18 protein-coding genes are annotated in these 23,274 nt (G+C 64.5%); 7 read left to right on the forward strand and 11 right to left on the reverse strand.

The annotated features are described in order from the left end of the window. Positions 1-143 precede the first annotated feature (143 nt). Together ABD050_RS11415 and ABD050_RS11420 are read right to left on the reverse strand one after the other, a co-directional pair. Positions 144-3,083, reverse strand: coding sequence for a glycoside hydrolase family 31 protein (locus ABD050_RS11415; RefSeq protein WP_343889462.1), 2,940 nt, complete (start codon positions 3,081-3,083; stop codon positions 144-146). A gap of 116 nt (positions 3,084-3,199) precedes the next feature. Further along, positions 3,200-3,883 (reverse strand): TetR/AcrR family transcriptional regulator, encoded by a 684-nt coding sequence (locus ABD050_RS11420; protein WP_343889463.1) that lies wholly within the window; start codon positions 3,881-3,883, stop codon positions 3,200-3,202. A gap of 63 nt (positions 3,884-3,946) precedes the next feature. Between ABD050_RS11420 and ABD050_RS11425 the strand changes: the two genes are divergently transcribed. Further along, positions 3,947-4,342 carry a VOC family protein gene (locus ABD050_RS11425; RefSeq protein ID WP_343889464.1) on the forward strand — a complete coding sequence of 132 codons (396 nt, stop codon included), beginning with the start codon at positions 3,947-3,949 and terminating at the stop codon, positions 4,340-4,342. A gap of 227 nt (positions 4,343-4,569) precedes the next feature. On the opposite strand, the gene ABD050_RS11430 is transcribed toward ABD050_RS11425, so the two are convergent. Together ABD050_RS11430 and ABD050_RS11435 are read right to left on the reverse strand one after the other, a co-directional pair. Further along, on the reverse strand, positions 4,570-5,691 hold the full coding sequence (locus ABD050_RS11430) for a fatty acid desaturase (protein WP_343889465.1): 1,122 nt from the start codon (positions 5,689-5,691) through the stop codon (positions 4,570-4,572). A gap of 454 nt (positions 5,692-6,145) precedes the next feature. Beyond that, complete coding sequence (locus ABD050_RS11435; RefSeq protein ID WP_343889466.1) at positions 6,146-8,461, reverse strand: TonB-dependent receptor; 2,316 nt, start codon at positions 8,459-8,461, stop codon at positions 6,146-6,148. A gap of 416 nt (positions 8,462-8,877) precedes the next feature. Between ABD050_RS11435 and ABD050_RS11440 the strand changes: the two genes are divergently transcribed. Next, a complete protein-coding gene (locus ABD050_RS11440) occupies positions 8,878-9,870 on the forward strand; it encodes a LacI family DNA-binding transcriptional regulator (protein WP_343889467.1) in 993 nt (330 codons plus the stop codon). Between the two features lie 10 nt (positions 9,871-9,880). Here the strand turns inward: ABD050_RS11440 and pgmB are convergent, their stop codons facing one another. Then, positions 9,881-10,534: a beta-phosphoglucomutase gene (gene pgmB, locus ABD050_RS11445; protein ID WP_343889468.1), complete on the reverse strand. Its 654-nt coding sequence runs from the start codon at positions 10,532-10,534 to the stop codon at positions 9,881-9,883. 2 nt (positions 10,535-10,536) lie between these two features. After that, the gene (locus ABD050_RS11450) at positions 10,537-12,729 is read right to left on the reverse strand and encodes a glycoside hydrolase family 65 protein (protein ID WP_343889469.1); all 2,193 of its coding nucleotides are present in this window, start codon (positions 12,727-12,729) and stop codon (positions 10,537-10,539) included. Between the two features lie 116 nt (positions 12,730-12,845). On the opposite strand from ABD050_RS11450, the gene ABD050_RS11455 reads away from it, so the two are divergent. Continuing rightward, positions 12,846-14,081 carry an MFS transporter gene (locus ABD050_RS11455; protein WP_343889470.1) on the forward strand — a complete coding sequence of 412 codons (1,236 nt, stop codon included), beginning with the start codon at positions 12,846-12,848 and terminating at the stop codon, positions 14,079-14,081. Positions 14,082-14,138: 57 nt separating this feature from the next. On the opposite strand, the gene ABD050_RS11460 is transcribed toward ABD050_RS11455, so the two are convergent. The 5 genes from ABD050_RS11460 to hflK all read right to left on the reverse strand — a co-directional run bounded on the left by ABD050_RS11460 (position 14,139) and on the right by hflK (position 20,998). Beyond that, positions 14,139-15,356, reverse strand: a complete 1,218-nt coding sequence (locus ABD050_RS11460; RefSeq protein ID WP_343889471.1) for a M20 metallopeptidase family protein — start codon at positions 15,354-15,356, stop codon at positions 14,139-14,141. Positions 15,357-15,601: 245 nt separating this feature from the next. Then, on the reverse strand, positions 15,602-17,263 hold the full coding sequence (locus ABD050_RS11465; RefSeq protein WP_343889472.1) for a helicase HerA-like domain-containing protein: 1,662 nt from the start codon (positions 17,261-17,263) through the stop codon (positions 15,602-15,604). 102 nt (positions 17,264-17,365) lie between these two features. Continuing rightward, positions 17,366-18,916, reverse strand: coding sequence for a Do family serine endopeptidase (locus ABD050_RS11470; RefSeq protein WP_343889473.1), 1,551 nt, complete (start codon positions 18,914-18,916; stop codon positions 17,366-17,368). Positions 18,917-19,013: 97 nt separating this feature from the next. Continuing rightward, a complete protein-coding gene (hflC, locus tag ABD050_RS11475; RefSeq protein ID WP_343889474.1) occupies positions 19,014-19,880 on the reverse strand; it encodes a protease modulator HflC in 867 nt (288 codons plus the stop codon). Further along, positions 19,877-20,998 (reverse strand): protease modulator HflK, encoded by a 1,122-nt coding sequence (hflK, locus tag ABD050_RS11480; RefSeq protein ID WP_343889475.1) that lies wholly within the window; start codon positions 20,996-20,998, stop codon positions 19,877-19,879. Before hflK ends, hflC begins: the two co-directional genes overlap by 4 nt. Before the next feature lie 71 nt (positions 20,999-21,069). On the opposite strand from hflK, the gene ABD050_RS11485 reads away from it, so the two are divergent. From ABD050_RS11485 to ABD050_RS11500, 4 genes are all read left to right on the forward strand, one after another. Beyond that, positions 21,070-22,032 (forward strand): Mrp/NBP35 family ATP-binding protein, encoded by a 963-nt coding sequence (locus ABD050_RS11485; RefSeq protein WP_343889476.1) that lies wholly within the window; start codon positions 21,070-21,072, stop codon positions 22,030-22,032. A gap of 1 nt (position 22,033) precedes the next feature. Continuing rightward, a complete protein-coding gene (locus ABD050_RS11490; protein ID WP_343889477.1) occupies positions 22,034-22,465 on the forward strand; it encodes a CoA-binding protein in 432 nt (143 codons plus the stop codon). Between the two features lie 26 nt (positions 22,466-22,491). Further along, the gene (locus ABD050_RS11495; protein ID WP_343889478.1) at positions 22,492-22,851 is read left to right on the forward strand and encodes a hypothetical protein; all 360 of its coding nucleotides are present in this window, start codon (positions 22,492-22,494) and stop codon (positions 22,849-22,851) included. A 63-nt stretch (positions 22,852-22,914) separates the two neighbouring features. Next, the gene (locus ABD050_RS11500) at positions 22,915-23,268 is read left to right on the forward strand and encodes a hypothetical protein (protein WP_343889479.1); all 354 of its coding nucleotides are present in this window, start codon (positions 22,915-22,917) and stop codon (positions 23,266-23,268) included. Positions 23,269-23,274 lie beyond the last annotated feature (6 nt).

Raw genomic sequence — 23,274 nt, forward strand, 5'->3', positions numbered from 1 at the left:
GGCTAACACGACTATTCTGGTCAGGCAAGCGAGCGCCGGGGTGGGAGCGCGACCCGCCTGCAAGCGCGCATTTGAAGATCAATGGGGCACCGGCAACGCACCAGCCGGCTGAGTGAGGTCGGCCCAGGCCGGCCCGAGCGCCCTCAATTCAGCTTCGGCCTGGTGCCGTCAGGGAAGCGCACGACCATGGCCCGTCCGTCATAGGCAATTGTCCGAACGGCGGGAGCGGCTGAGCCCATACCGGCCGGGTTGACGACACTGATGTCGAGCGTCCGCCGCTTGACCATGGCGGGAAAGGACCCGCGCCGCGGCCCCACCGTCAGCGTTCGCGTCGCATCGTTCCAGCTGAGATCGTAGCGCGCCGACTGACCCCGCTCATAGGCATAGGTCTCGTTATCGTCCTCATAGAGGGTGAACTTGCCGTCAGCGCCCGGATAGATGCGGATCTCATAGGGCGCAGCCGGCTGCTCGGTCGCATATTGAACGACCGGCCCCATCGGGACGATCGCCCCGGCGCGGACATAGAGCGGCACTATATCGAGCGGCGTCTCCCGCGCGACGGTGTCGCCGCCGCGATAGCGCTGGTTCGTCCAGAAATCATACCAGTCGGTCCCGGCGGGCAAATAGGTGCGCATCGTCAGGTCGCGCGGCGCGTTCATCACGGCTGCATCGCGCTTCAGCTCGGCCGGGGTGCGCCAGACGAACCGGAACACCCGGCCGCCCTCGGGATGATAGAATTCGAGCCGAACCGGCAGGTGCTGACCCTTCTTCAGCGTGCGCCGCACCGATCGATAGCGGGTCGCTGCGCGGTTCCATTCGTCGATCACCTTCTCGCCGCCGAGATAGAGGCGCATCCCGTCATTACAGGTCAGCCCGATCTCATAGTCGCCGTCCTCGGGCGCGATCAGATCGCCCTCCCAGCGCGCTGAAAAATGGCTGAGCGAGGTCAGCCCGGGCGGAAGCTCGGCGAGCGGCGGATCGGGCCAGGTGTGATCGATCTTCTCGTCGAGCGCTGTGCCGCCCGGCGTCTCGAAATTCTCGCCGGCGAAATAGTGCACCGTCAGCCCCGGCGTACCGTCGGCGGTGCGCAGCTGCTCGGTCGGCACCGTCGTCGGGGCTGAGGGGAGGATATTGTACATCGCATGCGTCACCGGGTGAACGAGCAGCGACGATCCGAACATGAAGCTGTCATTGATATCATGGGTTGCCGGGTCGTCAGGAAAATCCATCGGCAGCGCCCGCATCAGCGTATAGCGGTCGGACGTCACTTTCGCGCTCAGGCTGTAGATATAGGGCAGCAGGCGGTAGCGCAGATGCACGCTGTCCAGCAGCGATTGATAGACCTGCGGATCGAGCGTCTTGAACAGATAAGGCTCGCGCTCGACGCTGGTGCCGTGAACCCGCATGATCGGGTTGAACGCGGCATATTGGAACCAGCGCGCGAACAGCTCGCGCCATGCCGGGTTCTTCTCGCCGCCCGGAAAATCGGTGACGAAGAAGCCGCCCGTGTCCTGGGTCCAATAAGGATTGCCGGTGATGGTGACGTCGAGGCCGCCCGGTATCTGCTGCGCGAAGGTTTTCCAGCTCGCATAGATGTCGCCCGACCATGAGGCGGCGGCGGTACGCTGCGCCCCGGCCCAGGCCGAACGGGTGAGCGTGAAGACGCGCTTGTCGCTGGTCGCGCGCTGCCCCTTATAGGTTCCTTCGGTGGTCAGCAGCGAATAGGGATTCAGATAGCGGGTGAAGTCCCCCATCGCGTTGCTGCCCAGCGCCTTGGTGTCGCGTATATTGTCGACCGGGTTCCACATTGCCGAACTGACCTCGACTTCGGTCCCGTCCATCCAGAGCGCGTCGACGCCTTTGTCGAGCAGGCCCGATTTGATGTATTTGAAATAGATCTCGCGCCCCTTGGGGCTGTAGGCGTCGTACACGCGCGCATGCTTCGAGATCCAGTGGAGCGGCGCGAAGCGGAGATTATAGCGATCGAGTTCGTGCGCCAGCGCCGTGTCGTTGCCGATCGATGGCCAGATCGAGACCATCAGCTTCATATTCAGGTCGTGGATCGTCCGGCTCATGCCGGCAGGATCGGGAAAGCGCGTCGGATCCCAGGTCATGCCCGACCAGCTTCCGTCCTTGTCGCTGCCCCAATATTGCCAGTCCTGGACGATGTAATCGAGCGGGAAGCCCTCCTTGCGGAAGGTCCGCGCGACGTCGAGGATGCGCTGCTGGGTGGGATAGCGCTCCTTGCTCATGAACAGGCCGAACGCCTGTTTGGGATACATCGGTGCGTCGCCGGTCAGCCAGCGATAGGCGCCGACCACCTTGTCCATCGTGTCGCCGGCCATGAAATAATAATCGACCCCGCCCGGCGCGCTCTCCGCCCAGAGTCGCGCGCCCTCGGCATCGTCCTTGAAGCGCATCTGTGAATAGGTGTCCCACAACACGCCATAGCGCTCGGTCGAGACCATTACCGGGATGATGATGCCGACATTGGTCTGGACGAGCAGCACTTCCTTGTTGCGCCGATTGACCTCGTCGTCGCCGGTGAAGCCGAAGCCGTAAATGCCTTCGCCCGGCTTCAGCGTGAAGCGGTTCTCGACCTCATAGGTCGGCGCATTCGAAATCACGCGCTTGTCGATCGATTGCGGCGCATCGGCCTTTTCGCGCGTCAGCAGCCGCCCGGACGAGTCATAATAGGCCAGCGCGCCGCTGCGCGTGTCTATCGCGATGCGCAGCTTCCGGCCGACCAGCTCGAGCGTGCCGGGCGCCTCGCGCAGGGTGAACGGCACCGCTTCGGGTGCGCGGATCACGACAAGGCTGCGCGCGGTCCAGTAGGAAGCACCGAGATTGGCGTTCACACGCACGACGGTTGGTGCGTAGAAGATCACTGACTTGGTCACGCCGTTCAGCCTGAACTGAACGCCGCTGCGCAGCCGCCTGAAGTGAAACGCCGCATCGCTCGCCGGCACCAGCGCGCGCAGCTGGCCGATCGGGTCGAGGCCGGTAGGCGGGGCCGTGGGCTGGGCCAGCGATGGGACCGCTACCATGACGGCCGCAGCCGTCACCATCCACCATGCCTTCATGCCATCCCCCATTTTGTCGCCGCGGGTTTAGCGCTCGAAACGCCGATAGTCACCGGGGCCGGGTACGCCATTGGCGACCAGGATCCGCTCTTATAGGCGACGATCCCCGAAAGCGGCTATTTTCGGTGAACACCATAAATCGCGAGAAACGCCTCGAGAGAGGCGTCGGCATGCTGTACGAGTTCGGCCTCCGAGCGCCGGATACCGCCAGTAAACATGGCTTCATTCATCGGAATCCACAGAAGCATCCCGAAAAAATGACTGGCTGCAATTTGCGGGTCGGGCGTCTTCATCAAGCCTCGGCTTGTAAGCTCCTGGAAGCAGGTTGCCATCGAGACGAGCATGCGTTCAAAGCCGTTTCTGTACCAGCTGCGGCCAAGCTGCGGCATTCGATCGGCGTTGGAAATGATCAAGCGCCGCAGCCTCAACAATTCCTCATCCATGAACATCTTCATGAGAAGTCGGGAGAGCTGGCGTAAGCCGCCCTTAATAAATTCCGCTTCGGAGAGTAATGTCGTGACGGACTCAACGATGTCGTTGGCGTAAACTGCCGTTGACTTTACTACCTCCCCAAAGAGATTCTCCTTGTCTGTGAAATGCTTGTAGATCGTCTGCTTGGAAACCCCCGCCCTCGTGGCAATTTCTTCCATGCTGGTTCCATCATATCCCTTGCCGACGAACGCTGCGGTGGCCGCGCGCAGAATCTCGCGCTCCACGCGGGCCGATCGGGTCTCACCGTCAATTTTCATATCGCCTCCCGGGTTCGGTACTAGACGGTTCCGTTCTTCAGTGATAGTCATACTGGACGGTACTAGACCGACTAGTACCCACTCAAAAGAAGCGAGCCGTGACCGATGTCCAAGATGATCTTCGTGAACCTCCCCGTGCGCGATCTGCAGTCGGCGACCAAATTCTACCTCGCGATCGGCGGCACGCTGAATCCGCAGTTTTCGAATGACGAGGCCAGCTCAATCATGTTCTCCGACTCGATCGGGGTCATGTTGCTTACCCATGCGCATTACGCCCGGTTTACGGCCCGGCCGATCGGGGATCCCAGGCGCGAGAGCAACATGCTGGTCGCGCTCACCGTCGACAGCAAGGATGCGGTCAATGCGGTGATCGACAAGGGTGTGGCGGCAGGTGGCCGGGCTGATCCCAATCCCGCGCAGGATCTCGGTTTCATGTTCAATCGCCACATCGAAGACCCGGACGGCAACGTGTGGGAGTTCCTGTGGATGGACCCCTCCGCGATGCAATAGCGCAGTGGCGTAACCCCGCAGTCACGACGCTCGAATCAGTGATCGCGCTGACGCCCGCCAGCATGTTCACGCGCAATCCTCGGGGACGGCTGCTTCTCCCCGATGGCCCATTCCCTCCAACGACCCAGTCGCCGGTCTTGTCGAAACGCAGGTGCGACGATCCTCTTTTCCCCGGGTGGTCGTGGGCATGCGTCGGGAGGGGCACGCTTTCGCGTGCCCTTTCCGAGCTATGCGCTCCGAGGCTTCACATCGCGAAACCGCACCAGAAGGCGGCGCTGCTCGTCCCATAGCGCCAGCCGCCAGCACCCGAAGCTCTCGCGCAGCGTGATCCGTCTGGCGATGCCATGCAATTCCGGAGCGGTATCGACACAGGCCTGCAGGCGGTAGTTCGGAATGCGGCTGCACAAGTGATGAACATGGTGCAGGCCGATATTCCCGCTGAACCATTGCAGGACAGGCGGGAGCTTGAAATAGGAGCTGCCGCGGAGCGCGGCCGTGTGGAAATTCCACGCGTTATCCTGCTCCCAATAGGTCCCTTCGAACTGATGCTGGACGTAGAACAGCCAGCTTCCGAACCAGGACGCGATGATGATCACCGGCAAATAGGTCGCGAGCACCGGGGCGATGCCGAACAACGCCATGGGAAGACCGAAGGCGATGACCAGGGTAACGTCAAGCGACAGGATGCTGCGACGGGCGTCGCGGTCCCGAAACGCCGGCCCTGTCGGCAATCGCTGAAGCAGGATGAAATAGATCGGCGCGCCCAGCAGGACCATGACGACGGGATTGCGATAGAGGCGATAGCCGAGCTTTTTCAACGGGGACAGGGCCGCATATTCGGCGATCGTCAATGTATCGACATCGCCCCGGCCGCGTCGCTCGAGATTGCCGGTGGACGCATGATGCACCGCATGGGCCTGCTTCCAGCTGCCATAGGGGGTGAGGGTAAGGACACCAAGGGCACGGCCGAGGAAATCATTGGCGGCGCGTGACTTGAAGAAGGAACCGTGACCGCAGTCGTGCTGGATGATGAAGAGCCGGACGAGTAGCCCGGCTGTCGGGACCGCGAGCAGGAGCGTGAGCCAATATGTGCTATGCGATGCCATCGCCATGATCACCAGCGATGCGAAGAACGGCGCGGCGGTCGTGATCAGCTGAAACAGGCTTCGCTTCGCATCGGCGCCATAGGTCTTGAACCGACGCGACAGGACTTGACCCAGCGCCTGGGCGTCGGAGGCCGCGTGGTTTTGGCGGCTGTCCGTGCCGCAATGCCCGGTTTCCTGTTCGGGGGCGCAAGAGCCTTGGTCGGCGGCTGGCTCCTGCGGGGTTTCGGTGGGTATCAACGTCAATCAATGCCTGCTTTCGGTGTCCTGCGTCGGCCCCTGCCACAGCGTATATCGCTCGGGCAGGCCGAACCCAAATGAGGCATTTTTTCTCGTTCTGGTGGAAAAAGAAGAATTGCGGCACCCGTGGTGCCCGCCTCCACCATCTCGGGTGGAGCCGGGATGGAATGACTGAAATGGCCGCACGGGAGGACAATTACAAGGGCGCCGGCAATGTCGCGGGATGGGGATGTCCAGCCTCGGTCGGGCGCGGCGCCGGGCGATACAGGCCGCCGCCTCGATCAAGCTATTGTGAATGGCCGCTTTGGAACGCTGGCTCTCGATTGCGACAGGCGGTTTTGGCCGGGTCCGCGCTGCCGCTCGTCGTTCGCGGAATTGGTGCGTTGAGCACCGTTGAACGGAGAGAGGGCGGGAGTTTCCGGAACCCGACCCCCTCTCTCCTTCATTGTCGATACGCCGCTCAGAACGCGTAGCTGACGGATACCTTGTAGGACCGCCCGAAAATCGGACGCAGGTCGGGAAGCGCAGCGCCCGGCCCGGCAAGGAAGCGCGGGTTTCCTTCCGTCAGACCATGCGAGTCGGTGAGATTATCGCCGGAGATCTGCAGAGTGTAGCCCTTTACCTTCGCGCGCAGGCCGGCGCTCAGCGTGGCGTAAGCGGGCAGCAGCTGCGTGTTGGCGAGATCGCTGTACCGCTTCCCGATCGCTTCATAGGTTCCGTACAGGGTCATGTCGGTATCGTCCGAGAAGCGGGCGGTATAGGTGGGGGTGACTCGAACCTGGTAGGATGGAATGCGTTGCGCCTTCTTGCCGTCGAAGTCAGCAATGCCCGGTGTATCGGTCTTCGCATCTTCGAGCACGGCATTGCCGGTCAGCCCGAAACCGCTCGAGTGCCGGTACGAGGCGTCGAACTCGATCCCCTTGGTCTTCGAGCCCGCGATCTGCGGCGGCACGCCGACATCATTATACACCGCGCCCACGACCTTGTCGTAGAAGCCGGTCACTGACGCCTCGAAGCCACCGCCGCGATATTTCACGCCGCCTTCATAGGACCGCACGCTCCAGTTCAGGTCAAGCCGCGGGCCGGTATTGCCGAGCTGCGACCGCACATCGTCGAAGGACGGCGAGTGATAGCCCTGCGAAATGCGCGCATAGATGTCGAAATTGTGCATCGCGCGATAGTTGATGCCGACCGTCCACGGTGTCGCTTCACGGCTGATCTTGGCGTGGTTCGGCGTGCCGTTGCCGGTAATATCGAAGGTGATGTTGGTCCATTGATGCCGAATGCCGGCGTCGATGCGCAGCGCGTCGGTAATATCGAACGAATCCGACAGATAGATCGCGTTCACGGTCGCGCTGCCGCGATCGGAAATGTCGAAAGCGGAGAGCGTGCCGTTGTTCAGATCGACCAGGTCGCCGGAACCGCCCACCCGCATCCAGCGAGTGTTCCCGAGGCTCCAGACGTCATCCGAGGTGAAGTGCGAAAAATAATAGCCCAGGTTCAGCGTGTTGGGGCCGCTCTTGAAGTTGAGTACCGCTTCGTTCGAGACATTCTGAAGCTTCTTCTCGACCACCCAGGAACCGAACTGCTGGACATAATCGGTCGACGCCAGCGTTTCGCCGGTATTGATCGTGTGAACGAGCGTCTGGCCTGGGTTGCCGGATGTCGCGAGCGCGGTGGCGACGGTCACTGCGCCGGCACCGGCGGGCACGAGGCCGGTGGTCTGCAGCGTGCCGCTGGTGAAGCCGAACCGGTCGGTGAAGGATAACCCGCCGCCAAAGTCGTAGTCGAGGCTGGCGCCCGTAACCACGCCCTTCCAGCCGCGGCCCTTGCCCAGATCGACCCGCTCGGTCGCGCCGCTTCCGGCGGCGCCGGGGGTGATGATCGTCGCGTAGCGGTTATATTGGTTGAGCTGATTGTAGCGGCCGAGATCGATACCGGGCACGTCGGTCGCGAACGGCAGGAACCATTCGCCGTGATCGTCGGTGTAGCGCGCGAACACATTGATCTTGCCGCCCATAAATTTCTTGGTGACGTTCGCGGTGATCTGCTGGCCTTTTTCGGTGTCGAATCCGGCCCGGCGGACGCTGTCGCCGCGCGAGACATAGCCGCCGACCATATAATAGAGATCGTCCGCCAGTTTCCCGCTGAGATAGCCATCGGCGCGCCAGGCGCTGTAATCGGTGATCGAGGCGCCGATGCTGCCATGGGTCTGATCCTGCCCTTCGCGCAGGCGAAGATTGGTCGTCAGGCCGGGCTGGCCGTCCGCATAGAGCGATTGGGGGCCGCCATTCACCCCTTCGACGCTTGATAGGGTATCGTCGATGCGGACCATGCCGGTCTGGTCCATGAACGACAGGCTGCTCGAGCCATAGACCGGAATCCCGTTGAACTGCATCGTGACGAAGGGCGCATCGCCGGTGCTGGGAATGCCGCGCACGAAGATGTTGGACGTGCCGACACCGCCCGAGCTTTCCACCCAGACGCCGGGGATCGATTTGAGCGCATCGCCTGCGCTTTTAGGCGCCTGAAGCTTCAGGTCGGCGGGCGAAATCGTGGTGATCGAGTATCCGGCCTCGAGCTTGTTGATGCCGCTGCCGGCCGGGCGGCCGGTGACGACGATGTCGGGCATGTCAGCTGCGTCCTGGGGGGCGGGTTCGGCCGTAGCCGATGGCGGCGACGGCTGCGCTTCCTGCGCGGCGGCGGTGTTGGCCAGGGCAATCGCCAGCGCGAACCCCGACACAGCCATGAAATTGCGAGTGCCCGAAACTGTCATTTTGCCTCTCCTGCCGCCGCCTTCCTTCTTGGGAAGCGCCTACGGACCGGGACTTACACAGCTATGAATTGCATTTCAATGAATTGTTGCAGCTCCGCTGTTCCACATTAAATATAATGATATCAATTGGATAAGCCGAAAAAAGCGCGCTACTGGTGTAGCAAAAATGCTACAGTCCCGGCAGCAAGATTCCTCCCGGGCACGATAATTCGGCCGCGCGCCGAAAAGCACGCGCCCATCGGCGCCGGCATGCAGGAAGCGCGTCACCCAGGAGGTGCATATTGCACCGGGGATCGCGAACCGCCTATTTTGAACCGAGCGGCGGAAACGCTAGGTCATCGACAATTGTCGGAAACTGGTTTCAACGTTTCATCACTGCTGACGGATTGAGGAGCTTTGTTTTGGGCCGACGCGCCATGCCTATAAACATGGGAGACATTGCGCGCCTCGCGAACGTGTCGAAGCCGACGGTGTCCCGCGTTCTCAACAACAGTCCGCTCGTCAATGAAGAGACCCGCGAGCGGGTCCTGCGCGTCGCACGTGAAAATGGCTATGCGATCAACCGTAACGCCCAGAAGCTGCGGCAGGTGCGCAACGACACGGTCGCCGTGGTCCTCGATTTCGGCTCGCACCGCGCCGGCAGAATCGCTGACCCGTTCATTTTCGAATTGCTGGCGGGGGTGTCGGAGTCGCTGTCGATCCGCAACCAGGATCTGCTGCTGTCTCCGCCCAGCCTGACCGATGTGCAAAGCCATCTCGACCTGATCAGCTCGCGCGTCGCCGACGGCTTCATCTTCCTCGGGCAAGGGGAGCGTGAGCCGATGCTGCGCGATCTGGCGCGCGCCGGCACGCCCTTTGTGGTCTGGGGTGGAGTCGATCCCAAAGCGCCTTATTGCTCGGTGGGTAGCGACAATCGGCTGGGCGGGCAGCTGGCCGGCGAATTGTTCGTGCAACGCGGCGCCAAGCGCTGGCTGTTCGTCGGCAACATCCGGCATTCCGAAATCCGGATGCGCTTTGACGGGCTGCGCGCGGTCGCCGCCAGGCATGCCGATGTCAGTGTCGATCACCTCGACGTCGAACACATGGCCTATGCACCGACCTACCAGCAGATGGGGACGTGGCTGCGCGACAATCCGCCGCCCGATGCCGTCTTCGCCTTTTCCGATACTGCTGCGATCGCGATCGTCTCCGCCTTTCGCGAACTGGGGCTCGAGGCGCCGAACGACTATTCGCTGTGCGGCTACAACAACATCCCGCCTGCCGCGGATTTCACCCCCGCGCTGACCACGATCGAGCAGGAGACGCATCTCGCCGGGGCGATCCTGGTGGAAAAGCTGATGCAGATTCTCGACGGCGGCAAACCAAAGTCGAGCATGCTGCCGACCCGGCTGATCGTCCGCCAGACCTGAGCGGCAATCTCTACGACGAGAGCCGCAGCACCCGATCGAGATCGACTTGCGCGGTTGTCTCGAACACCAGATCGGCTTCGGCGAGAATGTCGCTCGCCCCGATCCCGACAGCGACCATGCCGGCAGCCTTGATCGCCGAGACCCCCGCCGCGGCGTCCTCGAACCCGACGCAATCGACCGGCGAGGCGCCGAGCGCGCTCGCACAGGCGAGGAAAATATCCGGCGCGGGCTTCGACCTGGCGATCTTGCCCGCGTCGGCCACGAAATCGACGGCGCCGCTCAGGCCCGCACGCTCCAGTACCATCGTCGCATTCCGGCTGGCGGAGGCGATACCGAGCAGGAGGCCGGCCGTCCGTGCGCGCGACAGCAGCGATAGGGCGCCGGGCAGCACATCGGCCCGGGTCATCGTCGCGAGTGCATCGAGATAATAGCCGTTCTTGCGGGCAGCGAGTTCCTCCCTCGCCGCCACGTCCAGCCGAAGCCCGCCAAGCGCCAGGATATGGTCGAGCGATCCCATGCGATCGACCCCCTTGAGCGCTTCGTTGTCATGCTCGCTGAACACGATGCCCAGTTCGTCGGCGATCTGTTTCCAGGCGACGAAGTGCAGCCGGGCGCTGTCAACCAGCACCCCGTCCAGATCGAAGATCGCAGCGCGAAAGGCCATGGTCAAATCGCCCGCAAAGGCTGCGCTTGCGCGGGCGACGCTAAATCCTCGCCGCCGACCCTGATCCGGACGCTGCGCCCATCGCGGACCGAAACAGTGGCCGACCGGCCCGACACCGCAACATCCACCTGCGCGCCACGAAAGGCGATGGTGAAGCGATAGTCGGAGAGACCCGGTATCTCCACTGGGTCGAAGCAAAGCACATCGCCATCGACGCGCATGCCGGCAAATCCCATCACTAGCGTCGTCCAGCTTCCCGCCAGTGCCGCCATGTGCAGCCCGTGATCGGTATTGCCGAACAGGTCGGCCAGATCGGTCAGCGCCGCGACCCGCCAGTAATGCGCTGCCCTGGCCCCGTCGCCCGCATGCGCCGCGGCGGTGGCGAAGGCGCTGGCCGACAGCGTCGAATCATGGACCGTCGTCGCTTCATAGGTCTCGAGCATGCGTTGCCGCATCGGCGCGACGAACGCCTCCGGCATCAGCGCCAGCGCCAGCACCGCATCCGCCTGCTTCGAGACGCGACGGCGATAGATGGCGAGCGGATGGAAGTGCAGCAGCAGCGGATAGGATTGCGGCGGCGTCTCGTCGAACGGCCAGGGCGCCAGCCGGAAATAGGCGTCGTCCTGGGCGTAAACCTGCCGCTCTTCATCGAACGGCAGGAACATGGCGTCCGCTGCCCGGACCATGCGATCGGCCTCTGCCGCGTCGATCAACCTTGCGGCGAGGCCCTCGCGCGCGGCTAAGCGCAAATGCCGTGCGGCCATCAGATTGGTGTAGAGGTTGTTGTTGACGATCGCCGAATATTCATCGGGTCCGGTTACGCGATTGATGACGAAACCATCGTCCCGGCCGGCATCGTGAAACCCGATCTCGAGCCAGATCCGGGCCGTCTCCACGAGCATCTCCGCCCCATGGCCGTCGAGGATTGAGCGGTCCCCGGTCGCCGCCAGATAGGTCTCGAGCGCATAGGCGATATCGGCGTTGATATGATATTGCGCAGGTCCCGCGGGAAAGAAGGACGAACATTCGTGCCCGCCGATCGTGCGCCAGGGATAGAGCGCGCCGCGCATCTGTCCCATCGCCCGCGCATTGTCGCGCGCGGCATCGAGCCCCGAAATCCGCCATTCAAGCATTGCCCGCGCGATCGCCGGGTTGGTGAACGCGAAAACCGGCATGACGTACAGGTCCGCGTCCCAGAAGACATGGCCTTCATAGCCTTCGCCGGTTTGCCCCTTGGCGCCGATCGAGGTCTTGCCGTCGCGGCCGACCGCCATTGCCAGTTCGGCGAGCGCGTAGCGGATCGCGAGCTCGGCATTGGGCTGGCCGGGAAAGGCGACATCGCTCACCGACCAGAAATGCGCGAACCAGTCGGCCTGTTCGGCAAGCAGCGCGTCATAGCCCTGCTCGCGCGCGGCACGCAGGATTTCGGGCAAATTGTCGAGCGCCCCCCGGTCGCGAGAGGCGCGATAGCCCGACACGAAATCGACCTGGACCCGCCCGTCGATCGTCCGGCGCCCGATTTCCTGCATCGCGCAGGCTACCAGGAAGCCGCTCTTGTCCAGGCTGTCTGTGCGCGCGGCGCTGCCCGGCGCTGTGCTGACCTGCAGTTCCACCCAGGGGCTGTCCGCCATGACCGGCGCGACGCGGGGATCGTAAACGGCGCCTTCGGGCGGCGCGCCGGCGGCGCCGCCGCTTCCCGGCGGCGGCGTCACCAGCGCCATTGCCGTCACGTCTGCCGCTTCGGGGAAGGCGACCCGAGTCAGCACCAGGCCGTCGTGCGCCATCGAGACGAACTGTTCGATCACGATCTCGATGCCGCCGCTGGTCACCCTCTCGGTTCGGACGCACCGCCTGAGGTCGAGCTCGACGCCCGACGCAGGGCCGGTCGGCTGGCCGTCAAGCGAGATTGCCGGCCGCGTCGCGTCGGCGACCGCCAGCCGGAGATCGCTTTCCCGGGCAAAGCCGTGCGCCGCCTCATGATAGGCGATCGGCACGCGTTCGTAGACGCCGTTCAGATAGACGCGAGGCGCGCCGGCGGCCTCGCCCGGGCCGCGCACGCCGACAAAGCCGTTGCCGATCGAAAACAGCGCCGGAACATGGCCCAGCTGTGGCGGCTGCCCTTCCGCGGCCAGGCACCAGGCGTCGCGTGCAAAGGGCACGACGTCAAAGCTTGCTTCGGGTAATGACCGCCCCACGTAAATCCTCTCTCCCGAGCAGGCGATCGCTCGCCTGATTTGCTTATGATATGCATTTCATAATAAGAGGCGGTCAAGAAAATAAGCCGGGCAGTCGGTCCCGGCAGGGGAGGACCATGAACAGAACCCGGATGATCGTCGCGCTGGCACTGACCTACGCGGTCTTCGCCGTGCTGCTGAACAGCGTCGGCACGGTGATCCTGCAGTCGATCGAATCCTTTCAGGTCTCCAAGGTCGCGGCAAGTTCGCTCGAGGGGTTCAAGGATCTGTCGATCGCGGCGACCAGCTTCCTGCTCGCGGCCCAGCTCCCGCGTTTCGGATTGCGGCGCGCGATGATCGCGGCGCTCGGCCTCGTCGCGATTGCCTGCCTCGCGATGCCGCTCGCCCCAGGCTTCTGGACCACGCGCTTGATGTTCCTGGCGGTCGGGGTCGCCTTTGGCGTGACGAAGGTATCGGTTTACAGCTTTGTCGGCCTGTTGACGGAAGACAGCGCGCGCCATGCGTCGCTGCTCAACCTGATCGAGGGCGTCTTCATGCTCGGTGTGCTCAGCGGCTACTGGATCTTCGCTGCCTTCATAGACCCGGCAAATCCGGCAGGCCCGCAATGGCTGCACGTCTATTATGTGCTGGCCGCCGCCAGTCTGGTGGCGCTGGTGCTGCTGGCCGTTACCCCGTTCGACGAGAGCCTGGTGGACGAACCGTCGGCCGCATCCGGGCCCGCGCCCGGCGCCGGGCAGAAATTCGCCGAAATGGTCGCGCTTGCCTGGCGGCCGCTGACACTGAGCTTCATCGCGGCGATCTTCTGCTACGTCCTTGTCGAGCAGGGAATCGGGTCATGGTTGCCGACGTTCAACCGCGAGCTGCTTGGCCTTTCAGCGCCGATGAGCGTGCAGGCAGCCTCGATCTTCGCGATATGCCTGGCGGCAAGCCGGCTCGGCGCCGGGGTGATCGTGCGGCGAACCGGCTGGTTCCCGCTAGTGTGCGGCTGTCTAGCGGCAATGGCGATTCTCGTCGTCGCGGTGCTGCCGCTGGCGGCCGCGCATCATGGTCAGGTGACGCGCTGGGCCGGAGCGCCGATCGCCGCCTTCCTCCTGCCGATGATCGGGCTGGCGATGGCGCCGATCTATCCGGCCCTCAATTCAGCGATCCTGTCGTCGATGGCGCCCCGGGAACAGCCGGCGATGGTCGGGCTGATCGTCGTCTTCTCGGCGCTCGGCGGGACGACCGGCTCTTTCATTGTCGGCCACATCTTCGCTGCGTTTCAGGGAACGATCGCCTTCTACGTCCTGCTCCTGCCGATCGCCGCCCTCGCGGCGGCGGCAACGATGGTCCGGCGTAGGACGATGCGATAGCCAGTCTGGCGGCTTGGTCGCGCAAGCCGGCGCGCCCGACGCGCCGCCCGAGCGCCCCTAATCGAACCCGTTATCCAGAAATTGCTCGGCCACCGCGCAGTGCATCGCCACGCCGCGGGCCATCACCTCTTCCTCGATCGTCATCTTCGTGTTGTGGAGTGGCGGGTTGGCACCCGGTTCGGTGCCGGCACGCGCGACGCCGATGAACGACATGGCGCCGGGGATCTCGCGCAGCACATAGGAGAAATCCTCGCCGCCCATGATCGGCGCGGCCATGGTGCGCCATGCCGAGTCGCCGCCCAGCTTTTCGGCAACGCCCCGCATCAGGGCGAGCGCGCGGGGATCGTTCATCGTCACCGGATAACCGTCATCGATCACCACCTCGGCGGTGCAGCCATGGGCGAGGGCGATCAGCTCGGCGATCCGGGTGAGGCCCTCGCGCGCCTTGCTCCGGGTCTCGCCGGAGAGCGTGCGTAGCGTGCCCTTCAGCTTCACCTCGTCAGGGACGATGTTGTAGGCGGAGCCGGCGTTGATCTGGGTGATCGACAGCACGGCGGGATCAGTGACCGGAATCTGGCGCGCGACGAAGGTGCTGAGCGCGGTGACGATCTCGCAGGCGGCAGGAATCGGGTCGATCCCGTCGTGCGGCATCGCTGCGTGTCCGCCCTTGCCGCGTATCGTGATGTTGAGCGCGTCGGTCGAGGCGAGCAGCGCGCCCGGGCGGCTGCAGATCATGCCGGCCGGCGCATTGGGCATGATGTGAAGCGCGAAGGCGGCCTCGGGGCGCGGCTCGTCGAGCAGGCCATCCTCGATCATGAAGCGCGCGCCGTGATAGCCTTCCTCACCTGGCTGAAACATGAAGACGACCGATCCCGACAGGCTCTCGCGGCGGGCGCAGAGCGCTCGGGCGGCTCCGACCAGCATCGCGCTGTGCGCATCATGCCCGCAGGCATGCATCGCGCCGGGCACCTGCGACGCGAAGTCGAGGCCAGTCTCCTCCTGCATCGGGAGCGCGTCCATGTCGCCCCGCAGCAGCACGGTACGGCCATTGTCGCGCCCACCGCGCAGGATCGCGACGAATCCGGTGGTTGATGTGCTGTCGCGATAGTCGAGCGGCAGGCCGGCCAGCGCTGCCTTGATCTTCCCGGTGGTGCGCGGACAGTGGAGGCCGATCTCGGGGTCGGCATGGATGGCCCGTCGGAGCTCGACCACATCGGCAAGCTCGGCTTCGCCGGCAGCGCCCCAGTCAGTGATGAGATCGAGTGTGCTGTCCATGCTTCAGTCCCTTGGAATCGGAAGTCTCTCCTACACTGTCAGGCTTTGCATTGTCGAAGGGGGACCCTGGAACCTCAGCCATACCAGTTCGAGACCTGCCCACTTCTGCTTTCCCCGCGAAGGCCGGGGCCCGGTTGGGGGACGCTTGCGACGACGCGGATCGCCCGTTCTCTGCTGTTTCCCAACCGGGCCCCGGCCTTCGCCGGGGAAGATGGAAAATACCTGTGTTCCAACGGCATGGCGACCTATCGCCCCTTGAACAACCCGCCCAACACGCCGCGCACCAACCCGCCGACAATCCCCGCCCCGCCGCCGCGCGAAGAGCCGAACACAGCCTTGGTGACTTCGTTCGCCACTTGACGCCCCACCGCCGAGGAGGCGGAGCGCGTCGCGGAGGTGATCGCGCGGTTCCAGGGCGAATTGGCGGCGGCGCGCGCTTCGGCTGCCTGTTGCTGCGCCGCGAGCCGAGCCTGGCGATCAGCCTCGCGCTGGTCGGCGAGTCGCTGGCGCTCGGCGTCCTTGGCGGCGCGCGCATCCTCCTTGGCCTGCGCGGCGGCTGCCTTGTCGGCCTCGGTCTTCGCGGCGGCCTCGGCCGCGGCTGCGCTTGCCTCCTGCGATTTGGCGGCAAGCAGCTCCTCGGCGGATTCGCGGTCGATCAGCGTGTCGTATTTCGTGCCGATCGGATCGGTATCGATCATCACCTTGCGCTCGGCCGGCGTAACCGGTCCGACCCGCGAGCGCGGCGGCTTGATCAGCGTGCGCTCGACCGGCGCGGGCGCACCGTCGGGCTGGAGCAGCGAGACAAGGGCCTCGCCGACCTTCAATTCGGTGATCGCGGTGGCGACATCGACGCCGGGGTTGGCGCGGAAGGTGTCGGCGGCGGACTTCACTGCCTGCTGGTCGCGCGGGGTGAAGGCGTGGAGCGCATGCTGCACCCGGTTGCCGAGCTGCCCCGCCACCGTATCGGGAATGTCGATCGGGTTCTGGGTGATGAAATAGATGCCGACGCCCTTGGAGCGGATCAGGCGGACCACCTGCTCGATCTTCTCGAGCAGCGCCTTGGGCGCCGCGTCGAACAGCAGATGCGCCTCGTCGAAGAAGAAGACGAGCACCGGCTTGTCGGGATCGCCGACCTCGGGGAGATGCTCGAACAGCTCGCTCATCAGCCAGAGCAGGAAGGTCGAATAAAGCTTCGGGCTCGCCATCAATTTGTCGGCGGCGAGGATGTTGACGATACCGCGGCCCTTGTCGTCGAGCCCGATGAAATCGGCCATGGCGAGTGCCGGTTCGCCGAAGAAATGCTCGCCGCCCTGGCTGCGGAGCTGGAGCAGCGAGCGCTGGATCGTGCCGATGCTCTGCTTTGTGATGTTGCCATAGGTGGTGGTGAGCTCGTCGGCACGTTCGCCGCAGCTCACCAGCATCGCCTGGAGATCGTCGAGGTCGAGCAGCAGCATGCCGTCCTTGTCGGCGACGGTGAAGGCAATGGTCAGCACGCCTTCCTGCACTTCGTTCAGGTCCATCAGACGGGAGAGGAGGAGCGGGCCCATCTCGCTGACGGTGGTGCGGATCGGATGGCCCTGCTCGCCGTACAGATCCCAGAATTGTACGGGATTGTCGGCATAGGACCAGTCGTCATAGCCGATCTCCTTCGCCCGGGCGGCGAAGATCTCGTGCATTTTCGAGGTTGGGGATCCGGCCATTGCGAGGCCTGACAGGTCGCCCTTCACATCGGCGACGAAGCAGGGGACGCCGGCGGCGGAGAAGCCGTCGATGATGCCCTGGATGGTGACTGTCTTGCCGGTGCCCGTCGCGCCAGCGATCAGGCCGTGGCGATTGGCGCGTTTCAGTTCGAGCTGCTGGCGCAGGCCGGCCGCGTTCGCGCCGATGAAGATGCTTGTGTCCGCCATTTTCCGCTCCCGAAGAAAGGGTCGCTATCGCGCGGATCGCCGGCCGACGAAAGATGGCGGGCCAAATTCCTCCCCAAGCGCGCTTGGGGAGGATTGGAAAGATCAGCCCTTGATCTTGATCGGTATGAAGCGGCCCGGCGTCTTGCCGCGCTGGACGAACAGCACGATCTGCTCGCGCCCCGCAGCCTTTGCTTGGCTGATCTGGGCGGCGAGGTCAGCTGAGGTGCGGACCGGCACGCGGTTCGCCGTGATGATCACGTCGCCGCGCTGCAGGCCCTTGCTCGCCGAGTCGCTCGACGGGTCGACCGCCGCGACGACGACTCCCTGAACGGTCGCGTCGATGCCCAGGCTCCGGGCGATGCCCGGGGTCAGCGGCTGGACCGACAGGCCGATCGCGCTCGCGCTCGCCTGCTGGCCGGTCTGCGGGGTGGCATCGGGAATGCCGTCCTGGTCGTCGTCGCCGCCAAGCGTTGCCGCAAGCTCATCCTCGGACGGGCGGGTGCCGATGGTGGCGGTGATCGTCTGGCGCTTGCCATCGCGGATGATCTCGATCGGCGCACGCGTGCCCGGCGCCAGGTTGGCGACGAGATAGCTGAGCGTCTGGTCGGGGGTGACATCCTTGCCGGCAACACGGACGACGACGTCGCCCTGCTTCAGGCCGGCCTTCTCGGCGCCCTGGCCAGGTTCGATCCGCGAGATCAGTTCGCCCTGGTTCAAGGGCAGGCCCCAGGCCTTGGCGATATCCTCGTTGACCGCCTGGATGCCGATGCCGAGATAGCCGCGCTTGATCGCCGCGCCCTTCCGCAACGTTTCGATGATCGGCTTGGCCTCTTCCGCCGGAATCGCGAATCCGATGCCGACATTGCCGCCCGACGGTGATAGGATCTGCGAGTTGATGCCGATGACGTTGCCGTTCAGATCGAACATCGGGCCGCCGGAATTGCCCTGGTTGATCGAGGCGTCGGTCTGGATGAAGCGGTCATAGGCGCCGCCCTGACCAGTGACGCGGTGCAGTGCCGAGACGATGCCGGCGGTCACGGTCGAACCGAGGCCGAACGGGTTGCCGATCGCGACCACCCAGTCGCCGACCCGGGCGCGAGTCGAATCGCCGAACTTCACGAAGGGCAGGCCGGTCGCGTCGATCTTGAGGAGTGCGAGATCCGAGGACTGGTCGCGGCCGATCAGCTTGGCGGTATATTCCTTGCGATTGATCAGCGTGACCTTGATCGACTCGACCGTCGCGCCCTTGGCGCCGGCCGCGATCACATGATTGTTGGTGACGACATAGCCGTCAGGCGAGATGATGAAGCCCGAGCCGAGCGACTGCGCCTCGCGCGTGATCGGCTGGCCGGTGCCGCCGCCCTGGTCGCCGCCGTTGAACTGGCCGAACAGATCGCCGAACGGCGTACCCGCAAACGGATTCTGCTGCTGCTGCACCGTCACGCGCTGAGTCGTCGAGATATTGACGACCGCCGGCTGGAGCGTCGCGACCATATCGGCAAAGCTCATCGGCGCGCCGGCCTTGGGCGCGGCGGCGGCGATGACGCCTGGCTCGTTCTGGGCGGTCTGGCCGGCCGGTGGCTGGTCGAGCGTCATGGCCGCGGCTGCGCCGCTGAGAAGCAGGGCACCGGTGATGGCGTAAGCGTAGCGCACTAGTGAAATTTCCTCTCGTCTGCCGATCGCGACACCCTTAGCTGATACGGATGATTGCTGAACGGCGATTGAATATGAACGGTTTGAAAGCCCCTTGTCAGCGTTTGCCCTGGAATTGCTTCAGATAGGCATTGTCCGGAGAAAGAATGATCGATGTCGATCCGGCCGTAGGGTTCGCACTGTCGACGCCGAATGTGCGGCGATAGGACTGCATAGACCGGTAGAAATCGTAGAAATCCGGGTCCTGATTGAAGCTGGTCGCATAAATGCTTGCTGCCTGGGCCTCGGCATCGGCTTGAATGATCTGCGCTTCCTTCTTGCCCTCAGCCCTGATGGTCAGCGCCTGCTGCTTGCGCTGGGTTTTCATCCGGTTGAGCGCGCTCTCCAGCGGGCTGCCTTCGGGCAGATCGGCATGCTTGATCCGGACGTCGACGATCTCGACGCCATATTGCGTGGCGAGCTTCTGAAGACGCGTCTGGATGTTCTCCATTACCTTGTCCCGCTCGGGCGTGAGTAGGGTCTTGAACGGCTGGTTGCCGAGTTCGTTGCGAATCGACGTGCCAAGAAGCTGTACAAGGGCCTCGGTCACCCCGGTTTCGCTGCGTGCCGTCACCACCATGCGCAGCGGATCGACGACCCGGAACCGGGCATAGGCATCGACGATCAGCGGGAGCTGGTCGGAGGAGAGCACCTGTTGGTTCTCATATTCGGCATCGAGCACGCGCTTGTCGACCCAGACGACCCGGTCGATGAACGGCACGCGGGCAATCAGGCCGGCGCCGGTATGGCCGAATTGCTCGTTCGGCTTGTACGCGTTGATCGGTTGGCCGACCGGCTGCTCGAAGCGCAGGATCACCGCCTGCTTCGTCTCCGGGACGATCACGAAGGTGCTCGCAAGCAGGATCAGGACAAGCAGCGAGATGATGCCGATGGTGATCGGGTTGCGGAAGAATGAGCCGTTCATTTCGCGCCTCCGTTTACCACGACATCGGCGTCGGGAAGTTTCCGGCCCGGCGACAGCGGCAGATAGGGCAATACCCCGGGGGTCTCCACGATCGTCTTGTCGGTCTTGGCCAGGACGGCTTCCATCGTCTCGTAATAGATGCGCCGCCGGGTGACCTCGGGCGCCAGCTTGTACTGGCTATAGACCTTGTCGAACTGAGCTGCCTCGCCCTGCGCGCCGGCAATCAACTGCTGCGCGGCGCCCTGGGCATTGTTCTTCGCGGCGACCGCGTCCTGCTGCGCCGCGGTCACGTCCTTGAAGGCATCGTTGACTGCCTGGGGAGGAATCGCCTGCTTGATCGCGACGCCCTGGACGAGGATGCCGGATTTATACTCGTTCAGGATACGCTGCATGCGATCCTGGACTTCGGCTTCGATCCTTGATCGGCCCGCGCCCATCGCCTGATCGAGATTCATATTGGCGACGACTTCGCGCATCGCGCTCTCGGCGGTCGCGCGAACCGTGTTGGTCGGGTCGGCGATCTGGAAGACATAGTCTTCCGGATTGTTGATGTTCCAACGCACCGAGAAAGCCAGGTCGAGAATATTCTGATCGTTGGTCAGCATCAGATTGGGGCCGCCGGGCTCGGGGAAATTCTCCGTGCGGATATTCTGAACATCGACCTTGGTGACTGATGCGATCGGCGACGGCGGGGTTATCCGGAAGCCCGGATCGAGCGTCCCCGCATAGCGGCCGAAATAAGTGACGACGCCGCGCTGCTGCGGCGCGATCGGATGGAAGCTGGTGAAGACCACCCAGAGCAGGATGATCGATGCGATGCCGATCAGCCACAGCGCGCGCGCGCTCGGCGCGCCGGGGATAGGGGGCCGCCCGCCACCGCCGCCGCCGCCCCCACCGCCGCGGGCGCGGCGCAGGAATTCATCGAGCGCGCTCGGGCCAGCGCTGCGGGGGCGCCCGGCCGGGGGTATCGACCATGGGTTGCGCGGGCCTTCCTTGCCCCCGCCCGAACCGTCACCCGAACCGCTGCCGCCCTTGTCGCCGCCGCCGCCCCAGGGGCCCTTCGGATTGTCGGAATGGAGGATTGCGAAGCGCTGAAGCCAGCCCTGTAGGATCGTCATTCCACCCTTATAGGGTCGCTGCCCTACGAAAAACAGTGGCAAGCGTCGGAGACGGTCCTATCTGCGGACTGATGACCGATACCAGCCTGATCGACGCAGCCCTCATGCCTATTGCAGGCACCCGCGCCACCACCCGGATCGAGGGCGATCGGGCGAGCATCATCCTCGACGTGACGGGTCTCGACGCCCGGGCGCGCGACGCGATCGAGCGTGAGGTCAAGGCGGCGGCCGAGGGCGTCGCGGGAATCGCCACGGTGCGGATCGCGCTGACGAGCCAGCGCACCAAAAAGACCCTGATCGCGGTTGCCAGCGGCAAGGGCGGAGTCGGCAAGTCGACTGTCTCGGCCAATCTCGCGATCGGGCTTCAGGCGCTCGGGCGGCGTGTCGGGCTGGTCGATGCCGATATCTATGGGCCTTCACAGCCAAAGCTGATGGGCGTCGAAGGCTCGCGGCCGACCGCGAAGGACAAGCTGCTCGAGCCGGTGGCGACGCCTTATGGCGTGCCGCTCCTCTCGATGGGCCAGCTCGTCGCCGCCGATCAGGCGATCGCCTGGCGCGGGCCGATGGCGGCGGGCGCGCTCGGCCAGCTGATCGATGCCGACTGGGCAGCGCAGGACACGCTGGTGATCGATCTCCCGCCGGGCACGGGAGACGTCCAGCTGACGATGATCCAGAAGCACAAGCCGGCCGGCGCGGTGATCGTCTCCACCCCGCAGGACCTCGCCCTGATCGACGCCAGGCGCGCGATCGACCTGTTCGCCAAGGCCGGCGTGCCGATCATCGGCCTCGTCGAGAATATGGCGGGCTATGCGTGTCCGCATTGCGGCGAGGTATCGGATCCGTTCGGGCGCGGCGGTGCCGAAGCCGCTGCGGCCGAGCTCGGGATTGCTTTCCTCGGGCGAATCCCACTCGACATCGCGATCCGTTCGGCGTCCGATGCCGGCACGCCGCCCGCCGCGCGGAACGGGCCCGAGGCGCTGGCGTTCACCGCGATCGCACAGCGCGTATTCCACTGGATAGAACAGGGAGGATAATATGCCACTCACCAGCGATGCGGAGATCAAGACCCTGCTCGAGGAGACCCGGACGATCGCGATGGTCGGCGCCTCGGACCGGCCCGACCGGCCGTCCTATCGGGTGATGCAGACCTTGCAGGCGCATGGCTACCGCGTGATTCCGGTCAACCCGCAGATTACCGGCGAACATGTCCATGGCGAGTTCGTGTTCCGCGAACTCGCGCAGCTCGGCGATCCGATCGACATGGTCGATATCTTCCGCAACTCGGCTGCGGCGGGCGAAGCAGTCGACCAGGCAATCGCCGCCGGCGCGAAATCGGTGTGGATGCAGCTCGGCGTGATCAACGAGGAAGCAGCCGCGCGCGCCGAGGCCGCCGGGCTGAAAGTGGTGATGGACCGCTGCCCGGCAATCGAGCTACCAAGGCTCGGCGTGGGTAAGGTCAGCGGCTGAACGGGTTTCCCGGGGGAGACGAAGCGATGTTGGGTCTGCTGCTGATCATCGCCGGGCAATCAGCCGATGTCGACGCAGCGCTCGCTCATTATCACGCCGTGACCGCGGTCGGGCCGCGCTGCGGCGCCGCCGCGAACCCCAGTGACGTCGTCGTCTGCGCGCGCCGCGGCGCCGATCGCTATCGGGTGCCGCTGATCGAATATGATGCGGGCAACCCCAAAAATCAGGGCGTTCCGGCCGAACGCGAGCGGATGCTCGCGCGCACGTCGAACTGCCGGGAGAAGTCGGTCTTTCTGGTCGGGTGCGGCTCGGTCGGGGTCGGCACCAGGGCGACATTCGGCCCGGACGGCATTCAGGGCGCGCGTGTCCGCCCGCTGGCGGACTGATCGCGCAACCTATTGATTGCCTGGCGGTTGCTCTCCCGGATGATGTAACAGGGAAACAGTCCGATGCTCGCGATCACCATTTTGCTGCTGGGGGCGGCACCGGCCACGCACCATGTCCGCGCCGCCCATCCGACGCCGGTGGTTCATCATGGCCATGTGGTCCGCAAGCCGCGCCGGTCTTTGGCCTTGACCTCGAAGAAGCTCCAGGTGGTGGCTGTTCGATCGACTCCGACGCGATCGCCCTATCGCCTGCCGCTCGGCCTGCCGGCCGAGCCGATGGCGAAGGACATCGCGCTCAACGAGGACGGCACGCGCTGCGCGCTGATCGGCCAGACGATCTGCAAGCGCCCGACTCGCACAATCGTGCGGATGGGTGAGGATTCGCCGATCACGCTCCCGGTCGAAGCGCCGCACTGAGACGGG

Source organism: Sphingomonas oligophenolica (assembly GCF_039522915.1).
Lineage (GTDB): Bacteria > Pseudomonadota > Alphaproteobacteria > Sphingomonadales > Sphingomonadaceae > Sphingomonas > Sphingomonas oligophenolica.

Excerpts from the sequence above, each read along its gene's own strand:
- ABD050_RS11415 (WP_343889462.1), bottom strand. The coding sequence starts at position 3,083 with ATGAAGGCATGGTGGATGGTGACGGCTGCGGCCGTCATGGTAGCGGTC.
- ABD050_RS11420 (WP_343889463.1), bottom strand. The coding sequence starts at position 3,883 with ATGACTATCACTGAAGAACGGAACCGTCTAGTACCGAACCCGGGAGGC.
- ABD050_RS11425 (WP_343889464.1), top strand. The coding sequence starts at position 3,947 with ATGATCTTCGTGAACCTCCCCGTGCGCGATCTGCAGTCGGCGACCAAA.
- ABD050_RS11435 (WP_343889466.1), bottom strand. The coding sequence starts at position 8,461 with ATGACAGTTTCGGGCACTCGCAATTTCATGGCTGTGTCGGGGTTCGCG.
- ABD050_RS11440 (WP_343889467.1), top strand. The coding sequence starts at position 8,878 with ATGCCTATAAACATGGGAGACATTGCGCGCCTCGCGAACGTGTCGAAG.
- pgmB (WP_343889468.1), bottom strand. The coding sequence starts at position 10,534 with ATGGCCTTTCGCGCTGCGATCTTCGATCTGGACGGGGTGCTGGTTGAC.
- ABD050_RS11455 (WP_343889470.1), top strand. The coding sequence starts at position 12,846 with ATGAACAGAACCCGGATGATCGTCGCGCTGGCACTGACCTACGCGGTC.
- ABD050_RS11460 (WP_343889471.1), bottom strand. The coding sequence starts at position 15,356 with ATGGACAGCACACTCGATCTCATCACTGACTGGGGCGCTGCCGGCGAA.
- ABD050_RS11465 (WP_343889472.1), bottom strand. The coding sequence starts at position 17,263 with ATGGCGGACACAAGCATCTTCATCGGCGCGAACGCGGCCGGCCTGCGC.
- hflC (WP_343889474.1), bottom strand. The coding sequence starts at position 19,880 with ATGAACGGCTCATTCTTCCGCAACCCGATCACCATCGGCATCATCTCG.
- hflK (WP_343889475.1), bottom strand. The coding sequence starts at position 20,998 with ATGACGATCCTACAGGGCTGGCTTCAGCGCTTCGCAATCCTCCATTCC.
- ABD050_RS11485 (WP_343889476.1), top strand. The coding sequence starts at position 21,070 with ATGACCGATACCAGCCTGATCGACGCAGCCCTCATGCCTATTGCAGGC.
- ABD050_RS11490 (WP_343889477.1), top strand. The coding sequence starts at position 22,034 with ATGCCACTCACCAGCGATGCGGAGATCAAGACCCTGCTCGAGGAGACC.
- ABD050_RS11495 (WP_343889478.1), top strand. The coding sequence starts at position 22,492 with ATGTTGGGTCTGCTGCTGATCATCGCCGGGCAATCAGCCGATGTCGAC.
- ABD050_RS11500 (WP_343889479.1), top strand. The coding sequence starts at position 22,915 with ATGCTCGCGATCACCATTTTGCTGCTGGGGGCGGCACCGGCCACGCAC.